The sequence below is a fragment of the Leptodesmis sp. genome (assembly GCF_052746595.1).
Map to the genome: position 1 here is coordinate 1 of NZ_JBRAGO010000101.1, position 16,388 is coordinate 16,388.

Annotated in this window: 12 protein-coding genes, 1 tRNA gene and 1 pseudogene; 10 read left to right on the top strand and 4 right to left on the bottom strand. The window is 49.3% G+C overall.

What is annotated here, in order from left to right; translation table 11 throughout:
• The first annotated feature begins 178 nt into the window (after positions 1–178).
• A complete protein-coding gene (locus ACUVQO_RS18500; RefSeq protein WP_445927306.1) occupies positions 179–1,297 on the top strand; it encodes a glycosyltransferase in 1,119 nt (372 codons plus the stop codon).
• 261 nt (positions 1,298–1,558) lie between these two features.
• On the opposite strand, the gene ACUVQO_RS18505 is transcribed toward ACUVQO_RS18500, so the two are convergent.
• Entirely contained in the window at positions 1,559–3,013 is a 1,455-nt protein-coding gene (locus tag ACUVQO_RS18505; protein WP_445927307.1) for a glycosyltransferase family 4 protein, read from the bottom strand.
• A 267-nt stretch (positions 3,014–3,280) separates the two neighbouring features.
• On the opposite strand from ACUVQO_RS18505, the gene ACUVQO_RS18510 reads away from it, so the two are divergent.
• Complete coding sequence (locus ACUVQO_RS18510) at positions 3,281–4,198, top strand: alpha/beta fold hydrolase (protein ID WP_445927308.1); 918 nt, start codon at positions 3,281–3,283, stop codon at positions 4,196–4,198.
• 32 nt (positions 4,199–4,230) lie between these two features.
• Positions 4,231–4,350: a DUF2252 family protein gene (locus ACUVQO_RS18515; protein WP_445927309.1), complete on the top strand. Its 120-nt coding sequence runs from the start codon at positions 4,231–4,233 to the stop codon at positions 4,348–4,350.
• Positions 4,351–4,384: 34 nt separating this feature from the next.
• Here ACUVQO_RS18515 and ACUVQO_RS18520 read toward each other — a convergent pair whose 3' ends face one another.
• Positions 4,385–4,507 (bottom strand): hypothetical protein, encoded by a 123-nt coding sequence (locus ACUVQO_RS18520; RefSeq protein ID WP_445927310.1) that lies wholly within the window; start codon positions 4,505–4,507, stop codon positions 4,385–4,387.
• Positions 4,508–5,329: 822 nt separating this feature from the next.
• Here ACUVQO_RS18520 and ACUVQO_RS18525 point away from each other — a divergent pair.
• From ACUVQO_RS18525 to ACUVQO_RS18535, 3 genes and pseudogenes are all read left to right on the top strand, one after another.
• Positions 5,330–7,647 (top strand): annotated as a pseudogene (locus tag ACUVQO_RS18525) (esterase-like activity of phytase family protein); the annotation flags it as partial.
• Positions 7,648–7,689: 42 nt separating this feature from the next.
• On the top strand, positions 7,690–10,716 hold the full coding sequence (locus ACUVQO_RS18530) for a phytase (RefSeq protein WP_445927317.1): 3,027 nt from the start codon (positions 7,690–7,692) through the stop codon (positions 10,714–10,716).
• A gap of 240 nt (positions 10,717–10,956) precedes the next feature.
• Entirely contained in the window at positions 10,957–11,583 is a 627-nt protein-coding gene (locus ACUVQO_RS18535) for a hypothetical protein (RefSeq protein ID WP_445927311.1), read from the top strand.
• Positions 11,584–11,720: 137 nt separating this feature from the next.
• Here ACUVQO_RS18535 and ACUVQO_RS18540 read toward each other — a convergent pair whose 3' ends face one another.
• A complete protein-coding gene (locus tag ACUVQO_RS18540; RefSeq protein WP_445927312.1) occupies positions 11,721–12,173 on the bottom strand; it encodes a QcrA and Rieske domain-containing protein in 453 nt (150 codons plus the stop codon).
• Positions 12,174–12,702: 529 nt separating this feature from the next.
• Between ACUVQO_RS18540 and ACUVQO_RS18545 the strand changes: the two genes are divergently transcribed.
• The 4 genes from ACUVQO_RS18545 to ACUVQO_RS18560 all read left to right on the top strand — a co-directional run bounded on the left by ACUVQO_RS18545 (position 12,703) and on the right by ACUVQO_RS18560 (position 15,135).
• Complete coding sequence (locus ACUVQO_RS18545; protein ID WP_445927313.1) at positions 12,703–13,008, top strand: hypothetical protein; 306 nt, start codon at positions 12,703–12,705, stop codon at positions 13,006–13,008.
• Positions 13,009–13,070: 62 nt separating this feature from the next.
• Complete coding sequence (locus tag ACUVQO_RS18550) at positions 13,071–13,508, top strand: heavy metal-responsive transcriptional regulator (RefSeq protein ID WP_445927314.1); 438 nt, start codon at positions 13,071–13,073, stop codon at positions 13,506–13,508.
• 48 nt (positions 13,509–13,556) lie between these two features.
• Positions 13,557–14,927, top strand: a complete 1,371-nt coding sequence (locus ACUVQO_RS18555) for a 16S rRNA (cytosine(967)-C(5))-methyltransferase (protein WP_445927315.1) — start codon at positions 13,557–13,559, stop codon at positions 14,925–14,927.
• Positions 14,928–15,063: 136 nt separating this feature from the next.
• Positions 15,064–15,135: transfer RNA gene (locus ACUVQO_RS18560), tRNA-Thr, on the top strand.
• A gap of 487 nt (positions 15,136–15,622) precedes the next feature.
• Here the strand turns inward: ACUVQO_RS18560 and ACUVQO_RS18565 are convergent.
• Positions 15,623–15,778, bottom strand: a complete 156-nt coding sequence (locus tag ACUVQO_RS18565; protein WP_445927316.1) for a hypothetical protein — start codon at positions 15,776–15,778, stop codon at positions 15,623–15,625.
• Between the last annotated feature and the right edge of the window lie 610 nt (positions 15,779–16,388).

Consider the following 16,388-nt stretch of genomic DNA (forward strand, 5'->3'; position numbering starts at 1 on the left):
TATGCAATAACGCGATAGTGAAATCACTACTTTGAGCTTAATAATAATATACCAAGCTATCGCCAGCATGTTATCCGAACGACTCGTTTTTGTTTCCTGACTAGAACTTTTATTTATCTGTTTTCGGTGCTTTGTTGACTTTATTTGCATCTCCAGTCCTTATTCATTTTTCTCACCCATGCTGCAGACCGCTTCTGTTCAAAATTCCTTTATTACTGCTTCCTTCTTACCTCAGACAACATTTCTACCTCCGCTTCCCTATCCCGTTTACTTCGTTACCAAAGATCCGAAATGGCTGGATTTAATTGACTGTGATGAACTACCACCAGTCGCATCGCTTTACGAACGTTGTTTGAAAGATCACGATATCTGGTCGGCGCAGGCATATATTGATCTGAAGCAACGGGGGTTGGATGTGCATTTGGTGGCGGATCCCGTTCCTGGTCAAATTTGTGTTATTCCCTATTACCACCTCTATGCCAAGGATCTGTTATTCAAGAGCTATGTCGTTGCCTGTCAGCACGATTCTCCTCATCCCAAATTGTGTGAACAGCGGATCGTGATTAATCCTTCTCGTGTGCTTGATAGCACTCATCACTTTCTGCCGCATCGGCCTCAACCTAACTTAAAACCTCGCAACCCCGATCGCGGTTCTACCGTTCAGAATCTGGTTTTCAAGGGTAAAGCCTTTAACCTATGCCCACCCTTCCGAACGCCAGAGTTTTTGGCTGACCTGAGATCTCTGGGGATTCAGTTAATCACCAATACAGAACAGCTTCAGTCCGATCGTGATACCTTTGCAGGCTGGGCTGATTACTCTCAAGCCGATGTGGTACTGGCCGTTCGCAACCTGACGGAGTTTGATGCCTCCCATAAACCAGCCCTGAAGTTGATTAATGCCTGGTTTGCAGGATGTCCTGCCCTGCTTGGCCCCGAATCTGCCTACCAGTCCCTGCGGAAATCAGATCTGGACTACATTGAAGTGCGGACTCCCGAAGAGGCGATCGCAGCCCTCAAATACCTGCAAAACAATCCCGATGTCTATCAGGCGATGGTGGAAAATGGCTGCCGACGAGCACAGGAATTCACGCCCGATCGCATTGCTCTGGCGTGGCACACTCTTCTGTCTGGCCCGATCGCGAGAGGCTACGAAAACTGGCTGCAGCAATCTCCTATCCAGAAACACCTAGGCCGCCCTGTTCAATACTTGTGGCGGATTGCTGCCCACAAGTTGGCTCACAAGCAATACTTATACCAGATCCATCACGGCCCGCGGATTCTGGAAAGTGTTTATTAGTCACTGATCATTAGGCAATTGTTGCAGCAAGAAGAAAAGGTTTAATCACCCTAGCGACTGAAGTCGTGGCTATCCGGAGAAAACCTGCGATGCAGGTTACTGAAAACCTGGATGGTATTGAGTCTGCGTTGGCAGACTGGGTGAGTGTAGTTGCGGTTTTAACCGCCAGATAATTTTCAAACACCTGCTAAGCCCTTACGCTTTGCGGGTATAAATTTTTCTGGAAATAACCTAAGAACTTCTTGATTCAACCTGCCCATCCTAGGATGCAATCGTCAATGTACTGTCTGGCAGTATTAGTGACCTACTATTAGCACTTAGCAGGCCGGTATGAGAAATCGATTGAGCCAGTAAACGACGATACAAATCACTAAGACGGGCCGCTACACCTGACCAGCTAAAGTTTTGCTGCACCCGGATAGGAGCCTGCCGCCTCAGTTTGCGTGCCCACAATTCGTCACTAAGAATACGGTTAATGGCATCGGCAAACTTTTCTTCATCTTGGGGGGGCACTAAAAGACCAGTTTCTTCAGGAATCACTGTAAATTTCAAGCCACCAACGGCAGAGGCAACGACCGGCGTACCACAGGCCATTGCTTCTAATGCCACGAGGCCAAACGGTTCGTAGTGACTGGGTACCACGCACACATCGGCGGCTGTGTAATAGAGTGGCAGGCGATCGTGCCCCACCCGTCCGACAAACTGCGTCTGATCCGTCAGTCCTAATTCCTGCACCAGATGTTCAATCCGCTCCCGTTCCTGTCCGTCGAACTGCCCCGGTTCACTACCGCCGACAATGACTAACTTCAATTTGGACGGTAGGATCTGATAAGTCGGGGGTTGCAGGCAAGAGCCGTCCATATCCACAACCGGACATTCTGACCCAGCTTTCAACCGGGCAAACGCTTTCACCAGGGTTTCAATCCCTTTCCGGGGATCGAAGCGACCGACATAGAGGACGATCGCCTCATCAGAAGTAAACCCTAACGCGGCTCTGGCTTCAGCTTTTGGGATGGCATGAAAGTTAGTGATGTCGGTACCGCAGGGAATTACTTCAATTTGCCCCTGCTGCGATACCAGCGATCGCAGTATTTCTTCTTCCTGCGGACTGGTGGCTACAACACAGTGAGCTTTCTCTAAAATTTCCTTCTCAACCGCTAATCGAGTTTCTGCACTGACAGGCCGCAGGGGAACAGATTGATACTTCACGACTCCCAAAGAATGGTAGGTATGCACCAACTGAATATTACTCCGTTCTTTGAGTTGCAACCCCACCCAGGCCGACATCCAATAATTAGTATGAACCAGGGGATAATTGGTGCCTTCCTTGGCCTGGAATTTTTGGAACGCCTCGACAAATTCTGGCATGTAGTTGAATAATTGATCGCGGGGCACAAACTCCTGCGGCCCTGCCACTAGTCGAATCGTGCGGCAATGAGGGGAATGGTAAACGATTGCCGGATCTTCGGGTTTCACCTTGCGGGTGAACATATCGACCTGCCAACCCAACTTAGCCAGTGCCTCTCCAACCTGACGGACGTAGACATTTTGACCACCAGCCTCCTCTTTACCAATTTCAGCCGCCGGATCGCCATGATCCGAAATCAATGCGATCGCCTGCCTGGCCGGAACTTTAGGCCGAGCAGAAACAAAGGGGGCTTTTGCCGACTTAGGAGTTGAGACTGTTGTACTGGCCTTTGTATTAGGACTCACCATGTCTTTACCTCGTCAAATTGAATAGCAAATAAGCATCGCCTGTTCTCAGGAATTAGCTTTGTGCAACAGAAAACTCTATAATAAGATATAGACTTTAGTCAGAGTTTAAGAAGTGCAACTTATATCTGGCAAGTTGGAGACTTCTACCCAAACAGGTAGGGAGATCCGCACCTTTTTGAGGACGGTATCCTGACGAATTTGCATACTATGTTAGGTTTGGATGCCTTTTCATCCTGCCATGCCTGGTTTTATCTCCTGTTAAAAGCAATGACTTTTGTTTCATCCCCATCAACGCACTCCGATTCCCCCGTCCTAACCTGGCACTGGCGTGGTTATCCCATCACCTACCAAACTCAAGGAACGCAAGGCCCAGCCGTCGTTTTAGTGCATGGATTTGGAGCTTCCTTGGGTCACTGGCGCAAAAATATTGCCGCGCTGGCCACTTCCTGTCGAGTGTATGCGCTGGATTTAATTGGTTTTGGTGGTTCAGCTAAGCCAACTCCCAATACCCAAATGGCCTACACCTTTGAAACCTGGAGTCAACAAATTGCGGATTTCTGTCGAGAAGTCATTGCTGATTCAGTCTTTCTGGTGGGCAATTCGATCGGTTGTATTGCTGCCATGCAAACGGCTGTTGACCACCCCGATCTGGTGCGGGGAGTGGCAATGATTAACTGCTCTTTACGCTTATTGCACGATCGCCGTCGAGCTACCCAGCCCTGGTTTAAGCGCATGGGAGCCCCATTGCTTCAGCAAATTTTGCAGGTGAAGTGGATTGGTCGGGCCTTCTTTAAACAGATTGCCCGATCGCAAACTGTTCGTAAAATTCTTCTAAAAGCCTATGCTCGCCCCGATGCGGTTACTGATGAACTGGTCGATTTGCTGATGGTTCCTGCCAGCGATCCTGGTGCTGCTGATGTGTTTCTGGCTTTCACCGCTTACTCTCAGGGGCCATTACCAGAGGATTTACTGGAAGTATTGCCCTGCCCTGCCATTATTCTTTGGGGGGCTGCCGATCCCTGGGAACCGATCGCCTTAGGTCAAGCCTTGGCTAACTACCCCTGTGTAGAACGCTTCATTCCCCTGGAAGGAGTGGGTCACTGTCCCCAGGATGAAGCACCCGAACTGGTGAATCCGATTCTGCAAGAGTGGTTCAGTCAGCAAGTCGGTGGAAATAAGCTCTAGATGGAATATCTAGATGGAATATCATTTGTCCTTTGTCATTCGCAAGTTCGCGATCGCATTGCCATCTGCTTAAATTTGGCGGGTTTGTCCTCCCAGAACGCAATCTGATTTTTGATCTGAATGATTTTGATGAGACACTGATGGCTCCCTAAGAATGGGATGTCAAGCTACTCGTCACCAGGAAGATTAGGCCGAAATTTGCAGTTCTGCCCTGATCCGTACTGTGGACTTGGCTTGGGAGTGCTGGCTTTCAGGCAGTTTGTGCAGCACATTCGCCATTTTGTGCAGCCAGGTATCCGTGCCACCCATAGGTCTTTGATAGTCGCAAAACACTCCTTCCCCGACTCTATGTAGCGTGGACTCCTGCTGCACCCATTGTTTATCCAAATAATTTGTATTCTTAGCTACATTTTTAGATGTGTTTACCCCGGACATGGTGTGCCCGGTTTCCTAGACCCTTGTTATCTGGATGTAAATTTTTGCAATATTACTAAGCTATTAAAGGTTTGATAGAGAGTTCTTAAAGTTTATATGAGATTTATAGAAAGCAGCAGGTTGAATAACCATCCTGACATTGATCTTATGTCTATAGCGGTTTCTAAATGAGTGATGTACACTTAAATTTCATTTATGGGTTAGTGAGTGCTAAACCTTATTCAAGTCCAGAACTGTAGTTTCTCTGATGGGGAAAGATCGTTCTCTAGTTGAATTTGGTTGAGCTGCTGATTATTTTTTGATTGCTAGTGTTTTGTCTAAACATTAATTCAATCGGGTATTGAATAACGGCATCTAAACTCTTTTCAAGAAAAGTTATAAACCTTATCCAAGTCTAGAACTATTAGAACTACAGCTTCTCTGATGGGAAAACAATTGTTTTTCAGTTGAACTTGGTTTAGGTAGATATGGAAAGTTACGATCGCTCAATTTTCTTTTAGTATCTGGCGGTTAAAATCGCGACTACACTCACCCAGTCTGCCAACGCAGACTCAATACCATCCAGGTTTTCAGTAACCTGTGTCGGCAGATTTTCCCCGGATAGCCGCGACTTTAGTCGCCAGGGTGACTGGCTTTAAAACATCCTCTAAGGTTAGGACTGAGATTCTAATTTATTCACCGCTTAAGGACAAATTTATGCCATCTTCCGTTCGTTTCGCTCAGTTCAATGCTTCTCTCAACCGGAATGCAGAAGGACAAATCATTAATGACTTTTTCAATCCAGTTATTCCAGATAACCGGGGGACAACGATTAGCCAGGAACTGCGAGTTCAACAGGCCAGAAACGTGGCTGAAATCATTCAGCGAATCAACCCGGATGTGTTGCTGATTAACGAATTTGATTTCTTCTCTGCAAATCCAACTGAAGCGGTGCAGTTGTTTCAAGAAAATTTTCTGTCGGTCAGTCAGAATAGTGCAGCCCCTGTTGAGTATCCCTACTTCTACATTGCCCCTTCTAATACCGGGATTTCTACTGGTTTTGATCTAAACAACAATGGGGTCGCAGTCAGCGATATCGTTGATGGTGTGGGTGCTTCTGGCTACGGCGATGATGCTTTTGGCTTCGGCACCTTTCCTGGACAGTTTGGCATGGTGCTGCTGTCCAAATATCCGATCAACACCGACAATGTGAGAACGTTCCAGACTTTTCTCTGGAAGGATATGCCAGGAAATCTGCTGACTAACGACCCAACGCTGGATAATCCCGCGACTCCGATCAATGAAAATCTGGGTAGTTTTTACTCTCCGGAAGAACAGACCATCCTACGCTTATCTTCTAAGAGCCATTGGGATGTCCCTATTGTTGTGGATGGTCAAACCATTCATGCTTTAGTCAGCCACCCGACTCCACCCGTATTCGATGGTTCTGAAGACCGTAACGGCAAACGCAATCACGACGAAATTCGTTTCTGGTCAGATTATGTAACTCCCGGTGCAGGAGCCTACATTTATGATGACAACGGTCAATATGGAGGACTGGTTGCAGGTTCCAGCTTTGTTATTATGGGCGACCAGAACGCCGATCCGCGGGATGGCGATAGCTACGATAATGCCATTCTGCAATTACTCCAGAATCCCCATATCAATACCAACTTCATTCCCACGAGTCCAGGTGCCGTGCAACAGTCAGCGTTGCAGGGAGGAGCCAATACCACTCATCGCAGCAATCCGGCCTTTGATACGGCTGACTTCGCAGATACCACTCCGGGCAACTTGCGATCGGATTATGTTCTGCCTTCGACTGACCTGAATATCCTCAACTCCCAGGTTTTCTGGCCCCTTAACACCGATCCTCAGTTCCCGCTAGTGGGTACTTTTAATCCTGCTCTCCCCAACGGATTTCCCAGTTCTGACCACCGGGCCGTATTGATCGATCTGCAATTAGGGCCAACATCCACCGGAAATACAATTCCTGAAGTCGATCTGGTGGGGCAGCAGATTCTCCCAACCAGTACTACGGCTACCCTGAATAGCCTGAACACCCAGATTGGTGGGCTTTCTGGCCTCGCCTACGATCGCCTGAACAACCGTTATTACTTCATTTCTGACGATCGCGGCGATCGCACAGCAGCCAATTCTCCTGCCGCTCCTCCACCGACCGACAACACCCCACCCCGCTTTTACACCGCCCAAATCAGCATCAGTGCCAACGGCACGCCCAATGTCACCTTTACCGATGTCACACTATTGCGCGATCTGGCGGGTAATACCTTTGCACCGTTGAAACTTGATCCTGAAGATATTGTTCTGACTCCCAATAACACCGTCTTCATTAGTTCGGAAGGTAAAGTGAATATTGCCGCCGGACGGGTGACCTATCCTTTCGTGAATGAGTTTGATTTGACATCCGGGCAACAGATCCGGGCACTGCTTGTGCCGACCAAGTTTCTGCCCGTGGTGCAGGACACCAATGGGGATGGCCTGATCAATACAGGTGACACTCAGACGGCTGGGATCCGCAATAACCTGGCCCTTGAGAGCCTGACCATTACCCCCGATCAGCGGTTCCTATTTACCGCCACCGAAAACGCCTTGCTCCAGGATGGTCCAGCCGCTAGCCCGACAGTTGGGAGTCCTGCCCGCATCTTGCAATACAACCTGATAACTGGACAACCGGAGAAAGGATATTTGTACGAAATTGACCCAGTGGTAGAACCCGCCAACCCAGCAACGGCCTTCAGCACCAATGGACTGGTGGATTTGTTGGCGATCGACAATCGTGGAACTTTCCTGGCCTTGGAGCGGTCTTTTTCAACTGGAGCACCAGGGCGGGCAACACGATCAAGATTTACGAAATCAGTCTTCAAGGGGCAACGGATATCAGTGCCTACGATTCTCTGAACAGCCTCAGTGCCAATCAACGAGCTGCGATCGTTCCCGTCCAAAAGCGCCTGCTGCTTAATCTGAATGACCTGAAACTACCGACTGGCACAGATAACATTGAAGGCATCGAGTTTGGTCCTACCTTACCGGACGGGCGGCGATCGATTGTACTGGTGAGTGACAACAACTTCAGTGCTACCCAGTTTACGCAAGTCCTGGTGTTGGAGGGAGAGGTGATCCCAACGGTGGCTCCAACAGTGGAAACCTGCCCTCCGCTGCTGGATGATCCCAATCTACCTCGTGATCAACGGGGAGATGCGGATGATCCGGCGATCTACGTCCACTCCAAAAATCCAGCACAAAGCCTGGTGCTGACCGTAATTAAAAATGCTGGACTACGGGTGTATGACCTGGCGGGTAACCTGGTGCAGGAAATTAATCCGGGTGACATCCGTTACAACAATATTGATTTGCAATACGGCTTCCCGTTGGGATATGAATCAGTTGATATTGCCGTTGCCAGCGATCGCAACAACGACAAACTTGTGATCTTCAAAATTAATCCCAACGCGACAAAGGGCAACTATTTAGAAGACATCACCGACAGCAGTATCGGCACCTTATTCCAGGCAGATCCGTTTCAGCCTCCCTACTCTGCATCCAGTCGCAGTACTTATGGGATTGCCCTCTACCGCAGTCCTGTGACTCAGGATTACTATGTGTTTGTGAACCGACGGGAAACAGGTGATGTGGCCCAGTATCGTCTGTTGAGCACTGGGGCAGGCACGATCGGTGCAGAACGGGTTCGCAACTTTACGGTTCCGATTCCCGCTGGTGCTCCTGCAGACACAGATCCCCAACTGGAAGGCATGGTTGTAGACCAGGAAACGGGCTACCTCTACATTGGGCAGGAGAACGTTGGCATCTGGAAATACCAGGCAGAACCCGGCAGTAGCAACACTGGCATCCTGATTGACCGGGTGAAGAAATTAGGTGGCACTAACCTGGTTGATGATGTGGAAGGCTTAACGATCTATTACGGTGCGAATGGCACAGGCTACCTGCTGGCCTCCAGCCAGGGAGATAACACCTTTGCCGTTTACTCCCGCGATGGCAACAATGACTTCTTGGGCAGATTTGCTGTGGGTCCCAACGGTAGCATTGATAGCGTACAAGAGTCGGATGGGGCGGATGTGATCAATGTTCCCCTCGGTTCCAACTTCCCCTTTGGTCTATTTGTCACCCAGGATGGCTCGAATGACCCTGCTGTTCTGGTAGAAGACGATGGTGAGCTAGAAAATGTCAGCACCAATTTTAAGTTTGTGCCCTGGCAAAATATCGCCAATACCTTCTCTACACCGCTGCAAATTGATACTACCAGCTACCACCCCCGCACCCCCACTGCAAATTCGCTACTGAACGGAATTGCCAGTGGCGACACCACGGCCACCTCTACCGTCCTCTGGGGCCGCAGCAACTTTACCGGGGATATGGTGTTTGAACTCTCTACCAGTGCTAGTTTTGCTGATTTGCTCGATCGTCAGACTGTCACCGATTCCTGGCAACCCGTAAAACTGGAGATTACTGGGTTGAATCCTGGCAGTGCCTATTTTTATCGGGTCACAGATGCCGCAGGAGCGACAGCGATCGGGCGCTTCAAGACCACAGCAGAAGTCGGTACTCATGCTGGGCTACGGTTTGGAGCAACGGGAGACTGGCGCGGTGAACTGGCCCCTTATCCTGGTATTGCCAATGCAGCAGACCTCAACCTGGATTTCTTCATTGCGCTGGGTGACACGATTTATGCCGATTACCCATCGGGAGCGGTACGGAATCCGGATGGCAGCTTGAAAGTTCAGGCTCAAACTTTAGATGAGTACCGGGCCAAACACGCCGAAGTCTACGGTAGCCGCTTTGGGCAAAACTTCTGGGCAGACCTGCGAGCATCCACTTCGATCATCGCCACGATCGACGACCATGAAGTGACCAACGACTTCCAGGGTGGAGCACCTGCCACTTCTGACCCCCGCTTTGCAGACACCGCCCCCAGTCGGTTGATCAACGATACAGTGCTGTACGAAAACGGCTTGCAGGCATTCCAGGAATACAACCCAATTCGGGATGATTTCTATGGCAATGTGGGCGATCCGCGCATGGATGGGGAACGTAAGCTCTACCGTTACACCACCTACGGCAGTGATGCCGCCAGTTTTGTACTGGATGCCCGATCATTCCGCGATCCGGGTCTTCCAGGAGTCAGTAACCTTGCCGATCCAATACAGGTGGGTAGTTTCCTGACGCAATCCTTTGACCCCACCCGCACGTTATTAGGACGGCAGCAGGTGGAAGACTTAAAGGCAGATCTATTGGCATCCGAAGCGGCAGGGATTACCTGGAAGTTTGTGATCGTGCCCGAACCGATGCAAAACCTGGGAGTGTTGGGAGCCAGCGATCGCTTTGAGGGTTATGCCGCCGAACGGACTGAGATCTTGCGATTTATCAACGACAACCGTATTGATAATGTGGTCTTTATTTCGGCAGACATTCACGGCACTGTCGTCAACAATCTCACTTACCAGTTAGGTCCTGGTCAGGCGCAAATTGCCACCAATGCCTTTGAAATCACCACAGGTTCTCTGGCCTTCGATGCTCCCTTTGGACCAACGGTTGCCGATCTGGCAGCAGCAGCAGCGGGATTATTAAACCCAACCCAATGGGCACTCTATGACTCCCTTCCTATCACCAATGATGGCGATAGCCTACCCAACGACAAAGATGACTTCATTAAGCAAATTGTCAATGATGGGTTAGTTTCTTTAGGCTATGACCCGATTGGCTTGAATAACAATCTGGCGATCGCCAGCGGATTAATTAATGCCAAGCTGCTACAAGGTGATTACGTTGCACTGCATACCTACAGTTGGACTCAATTTGACATCGATGCAGACACGCAAAAATTGACAGTCACCACCTACGGCATTCCCTATTACACGGAAGCAGAGCTATTGGCAAATCCCGGTGCCATTACCAGCCTCACCCCCGAAGTAGTGAGCCAGTTTGAGGTGATGCCAACTCTAACTGCTAACCAAGCTGGTGCAGTTGGTATGGGGTTTGGACGATCGCTATTGCCAAGTTTGAATCAAGATTCGTTTAACACGGATATTTTAGCGGCGATCGGCGGGTCTACCCCCTTGCAGTAAATCACCGAGGGGTACGGTTGTGATAATCAAGCGATTGTCAGTCCCATAAATGTTCATTGAATGTGTTGGGGATAGCACGAGGATCCCGGTAAGGCGCGATAGGCTGATCTCAGTTTTCCAGCAGGCCAGCCAATGGATAGCAAGAATATTGGAAAAGTCATTCGGAAGAATGCCAAAAAAGTGATTACTGAGAGTGGAATCGGTTCTTCTCGGTCAGGCAATAAGGAACTTAGCCATCTTGTGACCAGGCTCTCTAGCCAGGATATTAATAGCTTGGAAAGTGCCCAGGTGCTTGGAGTGCGATTGGGCGAGAAAATTGTTGAACTATCCAAAGCGTCCAGTAAAAATCACCTGGACAAGGGCATTATCCGAACTTTGGTCATTACAAAAGCAATTCCTTCAGTAGCTGATCTCTCTCCTGCAACCGCTCTGATTAATGTCCCTGAAAGCAAAACCAGCCAGCCAGGCAAGGTTTCTAGCCCTGTAGAATCTTTGCCATCAGTAGAACAAGTTCAGCCGCCTGTTCTACCTGCCGATGAACCCGATCCTGAGGATCAGGCTCCTACCATCGAAACCGAGCTTGTAGAAGATATAATTCCCGAAGTTCCCTCTACACAGGTTATAGAGGAAACAGAAGTGGAGGACGACGAAGAGGAGGACGAAGACAACGAGGCAGAAGAGGAGGATGAGCAGGACGAAGGAGACGAGGACGAGACTGCCACCGAACTGCTTACAGAGCCAGCGGAGGCTATCCAAGCAGAGGATACAACTGCATTGATCGCAACTGATATCGTAGACGCTCCAATTGCGGCTGAAGAACCGGATGCAGGAGAGTCTGCGACAGAGATCCTGAACTCCGCTCCATGAGAATGACTTGAGCGCTTTTTTCTGGGTCATCCTTGAAGGGTTGCCGCTGGTTGAATTTGATCAGTGGCTATGCTCCTTTTCCCTAAAGAAAAGGGTTGGGATCAGGGAAAAGAGTTGCACATTGAATGGTTGCCTCATTAAGCACTTTTCACCAATACAGAGTCTCCCTCAATTTTGGCAGCATAGGTCTTGAGAGGGTGTTTAGCCGGACTGGCCAGAACTTCACCTGTCGCACTGAATTTGGCATGGTGGCAGGGACAGACAAAGGCATTTTGATCTGCTTTCCAGGCAACCTCACAGCCCCGATGAGTACAGGTTGGGTTGAGAGCAGATACGGAATTGGATGCATCCGAACTCCGGACTAATAAGACGACTCCGGCAGGGAAGTCTTTCACCAGTAGCTGGCCGGTTTGATTTAACTCGGAGACAGTGGCAACGGAGTAATAACCATCTGGGCGGCGAGGGCCGATCGGAGTAGTGGCGGTTGGTGGTGGACCTGATTCTTTAGAAGAGCAAGCGACAAGCGCGATCGGTAAACAACTGGCTAACCAGCTGACTCCTACCCAACCCAGAAAATTACGACGATCCATCCTTCTTTAACCTGCGTACTGTAGAAAATTTTCCATTAACCTTGGCCTTCTAGCTGGCCTTGGTTCCACGATTCTAGGCTGGGAATATGAATTGCCCAGGGATGGAAGCGAATTCAGGGAGATTCCTTACAAAAGAAACCCCATTCTTAAAATCTTGTGTTACCTTAACTTAAGGTAAGTGCTTACAGCAATACCTGATCCCACTTCTTGAGATTCAACCATTTAGGGACAAGGAGGTGATGCCCATGACAGATAGTAGTAAATGCATGGGTCATCAAGCTGGAGTAAACCGACTGTGCGCCGGAGCCGTTCTCTAACCACAGCGAGGTGTGTTGGAAGATCAGTTCAACCAATATCCAGGTTGTGACGAGTTCCTTCCGGCAGTCAGGTTCAGTTTGAAGACCCTACTAGACCGCTCCTACCCCCGTGCTATGGTCAATGACTAAAGCACATGGTGGGAGCGGATAGTTTTAAACGGCAGTTTTAAGAAGATGGCTAGAATTGAAATAGCGATTGAGAACGCATTGCTATGAAAAACTCCTGGTCACGGATACTGAAGTCCGTTTATCGTAAGGAACCCATTTTGAGCTTTGCAGCTACCGCAGGAGCCGTGAATGTGGCGATCGGTGGATTCAGTGAACATTGGTCACTGATGGCTGTAGGGATGGGGACGGTCGGAGTGGCGATCGCATTGCGCTGGTGGCAAGTTCATACCCATCGTTCTCCTTTAGAACCTGTTACCTCGCGGGCGATCTCGCCCTATGTGTTACCTCCTGCTCCTGATTACACCCCCCTACCCACTCTCACAATGTCCAGAAAAAATCCACCCCAGTAGCTGAGTAGGCAATTGAGTCAAAATTTTGGGGTTGGAGTAAGTGGGTTGCCCTGGTGATCACAATGAGTTATACATTGACCCAGCCGCTTTTAAAGATTGGGGAAGCTGCAACATTCAGTGGGTTATCCGTCAAAACTATCCGTTACTATGAGCAACTTGGCTTATTAGCGCCCAATGTCATTCGTTCTGATACTAGATATCGCCTCTTTGATCCCGGAGTGGTGGAGCGGTTGAGTTTCATTAAACGTGCTCAGTCTCTGGGGTTGACTCTGACAGAAATCAAAGAAATTCTTGCTGTGCATGATCAGGGGGTTTTACCATGTCATGAGGTAAAACAGCATCTGCAAGAAAAGCTGAAACTGATTGATCAGCAAATTCAATCGCTGACTTCGCTGCGATCGGAACTGCAGGAATTGTTATCCCATTGGCAAGAAAATCCCTCTGCCCATCTAGCAGCTCATCGCATTTGTCCCAATATTCAAGCCGGAAATGCAGAGTAGGAAGAGGTCGCTTGCTATCCTGGAAAAGCTGCTTCGGAAACTGTCTCCTTGTCCACAAATTCCCGTCAACTGGCCTTTCAAGCTCTGCGTTCCATTCAACGGGGAGCTTTTGCGGATGTTGCTGTCGATCAAGCCTTGCAATACAGTCAACTAAGCCCTCCTGATAAGGGATTGTTTACAGAACTAGTGTATGGCTGTGTTCGCAGACAACGCACTTTGGATGCCCTGATCGATCAATTGGGCAAAAAGAAAAGTCATCAGCAACCCCCTGATCTACGTCAGATTCTCCATCTGGGTTTGTATCAACTGCGCTACCTGAATCAGATTCCGGTATCGGCAGCGGTCAATACCACCGTTGATCTCGCTAAGCAAAACGGTTTTGCAGGGCTGGCAGGTGTGGTGAATGGAGTCTTACGGCAGTATGTCAGGATGCAAGAAGTAGGAGAAGATAGAGAAGGGAATTGTCTGGCTGATCCCCTGCAGCTACCTATGAATTCTGTGCAGCGGCTTGGGATGCTTCACAGTTACCCAGACTGGATTGTGCAGGTTTGGTTAGAACAGTTTGGGCTGCAGGAAACAGAGCAACTGTGCCAGTGGATGAACCAGCCTCCCGCGATCGTCCTGCGAATCAATCGACTTAAAACCTCTATAGAACAGGTAGAGGCAGCGATGACAGCGGCGGGAGTGGCTGTGAAGCGAATGCCACCGTTGCCCCAAGCCCTGCAACTGGTTGAGCACGAGGGAGCAATTCAGGATTTACCCGGTTTTCCAGCAGGGTGGTGGATGGTTCAGGATGGTAGCGCCCAACTGGTCAGCCATTTTCTGGATCCGCAACCGGGTGAAATGGTGATCGATGCTTGTGCGGCTCCGGGGGGAAAATCCATCCACATCGCAGAATTAATGCAGGATAAGGGAGTAATTTGGGCTTGCGATAAGACTGAATCACGGTTGAAAAAGCTGCAACAGAATTGCGATCGTCTCGGTATCCACTCAATTCAAATTCATTTAGGGGATAGTCGCTGTATCCCAGAATTTGTGAACCAGGGCGATCGTGTCTTGCTGGATGCGCCTTGCTCTGGATTAGGCACTTTACACCGTCATGCAGATGCCCGTTGGCGACAAACTCCAACTTCAGTTGCAGAACTTGTCCAACTGCAAACGGAATTATTAGAACAGGCTGCGACCTGGGTTAAACCGGGTGGAACCTTAGTTTACGCCACCTGCACCTTAAATCCAGCCGAAAACGAAGATCGAGTGCAAAACTTCCTTGACCATCATCCTGCCTGGAGCCTCATTCCCCCGGCACCGGGTTCACCCGCCAGCCAGTTTGCATCGGCTGCAGGTTGGCTTAAAGTATTGCCTCATCATTGGAAGATGGATGGCTTTTTTATGGCTCGGTTAGAAAAGAGTTGCGGGTAGACAGAACCAAGCCTGCTATACTGATTAATTGTGTTGATACACAAGGTTGTACCCGTAGAGCGCTGTTAGCGTTGACCTAACGCACCGAATTAAATGGGAATAGCCTCTCATGTCATTACAATTAAGCGTTTATTATGCCGATGTGGCTCAGTGGTAGAGCACTCGATTCGTAATCGAGCGGTCGCGGGTTCAAATCCCGCCATCGGCTTTAAGAAGAAAACCCCTACAAAACACCCCTATAAAACAATGATTTCAAGGGCTTTGCTAGGGATTGGGCCAGCAAAGACAGCGACTTTATATCAATAATTCTCTAAATACCTGCTACGCATAGCGCATCGACAATCCAATCCCATGGAGTCAGCGATCGCAGCGAGTCAGGTGAAAGATGACGAATGAAAGACCAGGATGACATGGTTAGGGATTATCTATCAGGCTATGGGCCGTCTGCGCGGCGGCATTATCTACCTGAATCAGGTGTAAGTCATCGGGGAACTGGGTCGCAAAGCTGTGCAAAAACCCCTCAAGACAGGAGCTATCGAGGTGAGAGAACTCGACCCATCCACGACGCACCCGTGAGCGATTCCACTAGACCCTACAGCCACCGATAGAGAAACGGCCACTGAACCGTTCCGCTGGATTGCACCCCGAAACCCGTCAACTTGTGATATTGTCCCGTCAGCCAGTCGACGCAGCTCTCATCGCTGCACCATTAGCGGATACGCCCCCTTCTCACAGAACTGGACCTCTCCATAACTCCTAAAGCCTTCTGGCTCTCGCAATTCCCGCTGCAAAGACGCGAGGACTTCACTGCTAATCGCTCGCGATCGTCCACTGATAGGGGCGGGGGTCACTAATGAGTCGAGACTGCTACGACGATATTTGCTTAGCCAGCAGGACACGCTCGTGCGATGGCAGCTTCAATTGGGCTAACTGCTCAACACTCCTTGCTTGCCCTGTTTTTAGCCACCACAACACCTGCACTTGACGGCGTTGAGATGCTTGTTGCTGTCGGTCTAAGAGGGGGTTTGAAAAGTCATTTGTTGTAACGAAAGGCACCTGTTGATCCCCCTTAGTCCTCCTTAAAAAGGGAGAAACCAGGCTCAAAGTCCCCCTTAACAGGGGGGATTTAGGGGGATCTAAACCGTTTCGTTACCAGCAAGAGAACTTCTCAAACATCCTCTAAGACTGCTTTAAGCTCTTTTGATGTTTCAGCAATATCGATTTTGAGGATTCCACTTATAGCGGCTATGTCTAAAGTCTCTCTATGTAGCAAATTTTTGAAGAATGATATAATTTTTGCTTATCTATTCCCTCGATTGCTATAAAAAAGCCTCCACAGTTATGGAGGCTTACCTCAAAGCTAAGAAATCAAACCTTACAGAGCGTTACCGCGAGGTAGCACTTCTTCAGGGAAGACAAAGTTTTCGTGCGGTTGGTCTTGAGGAGCCATCCAGGCCCGGA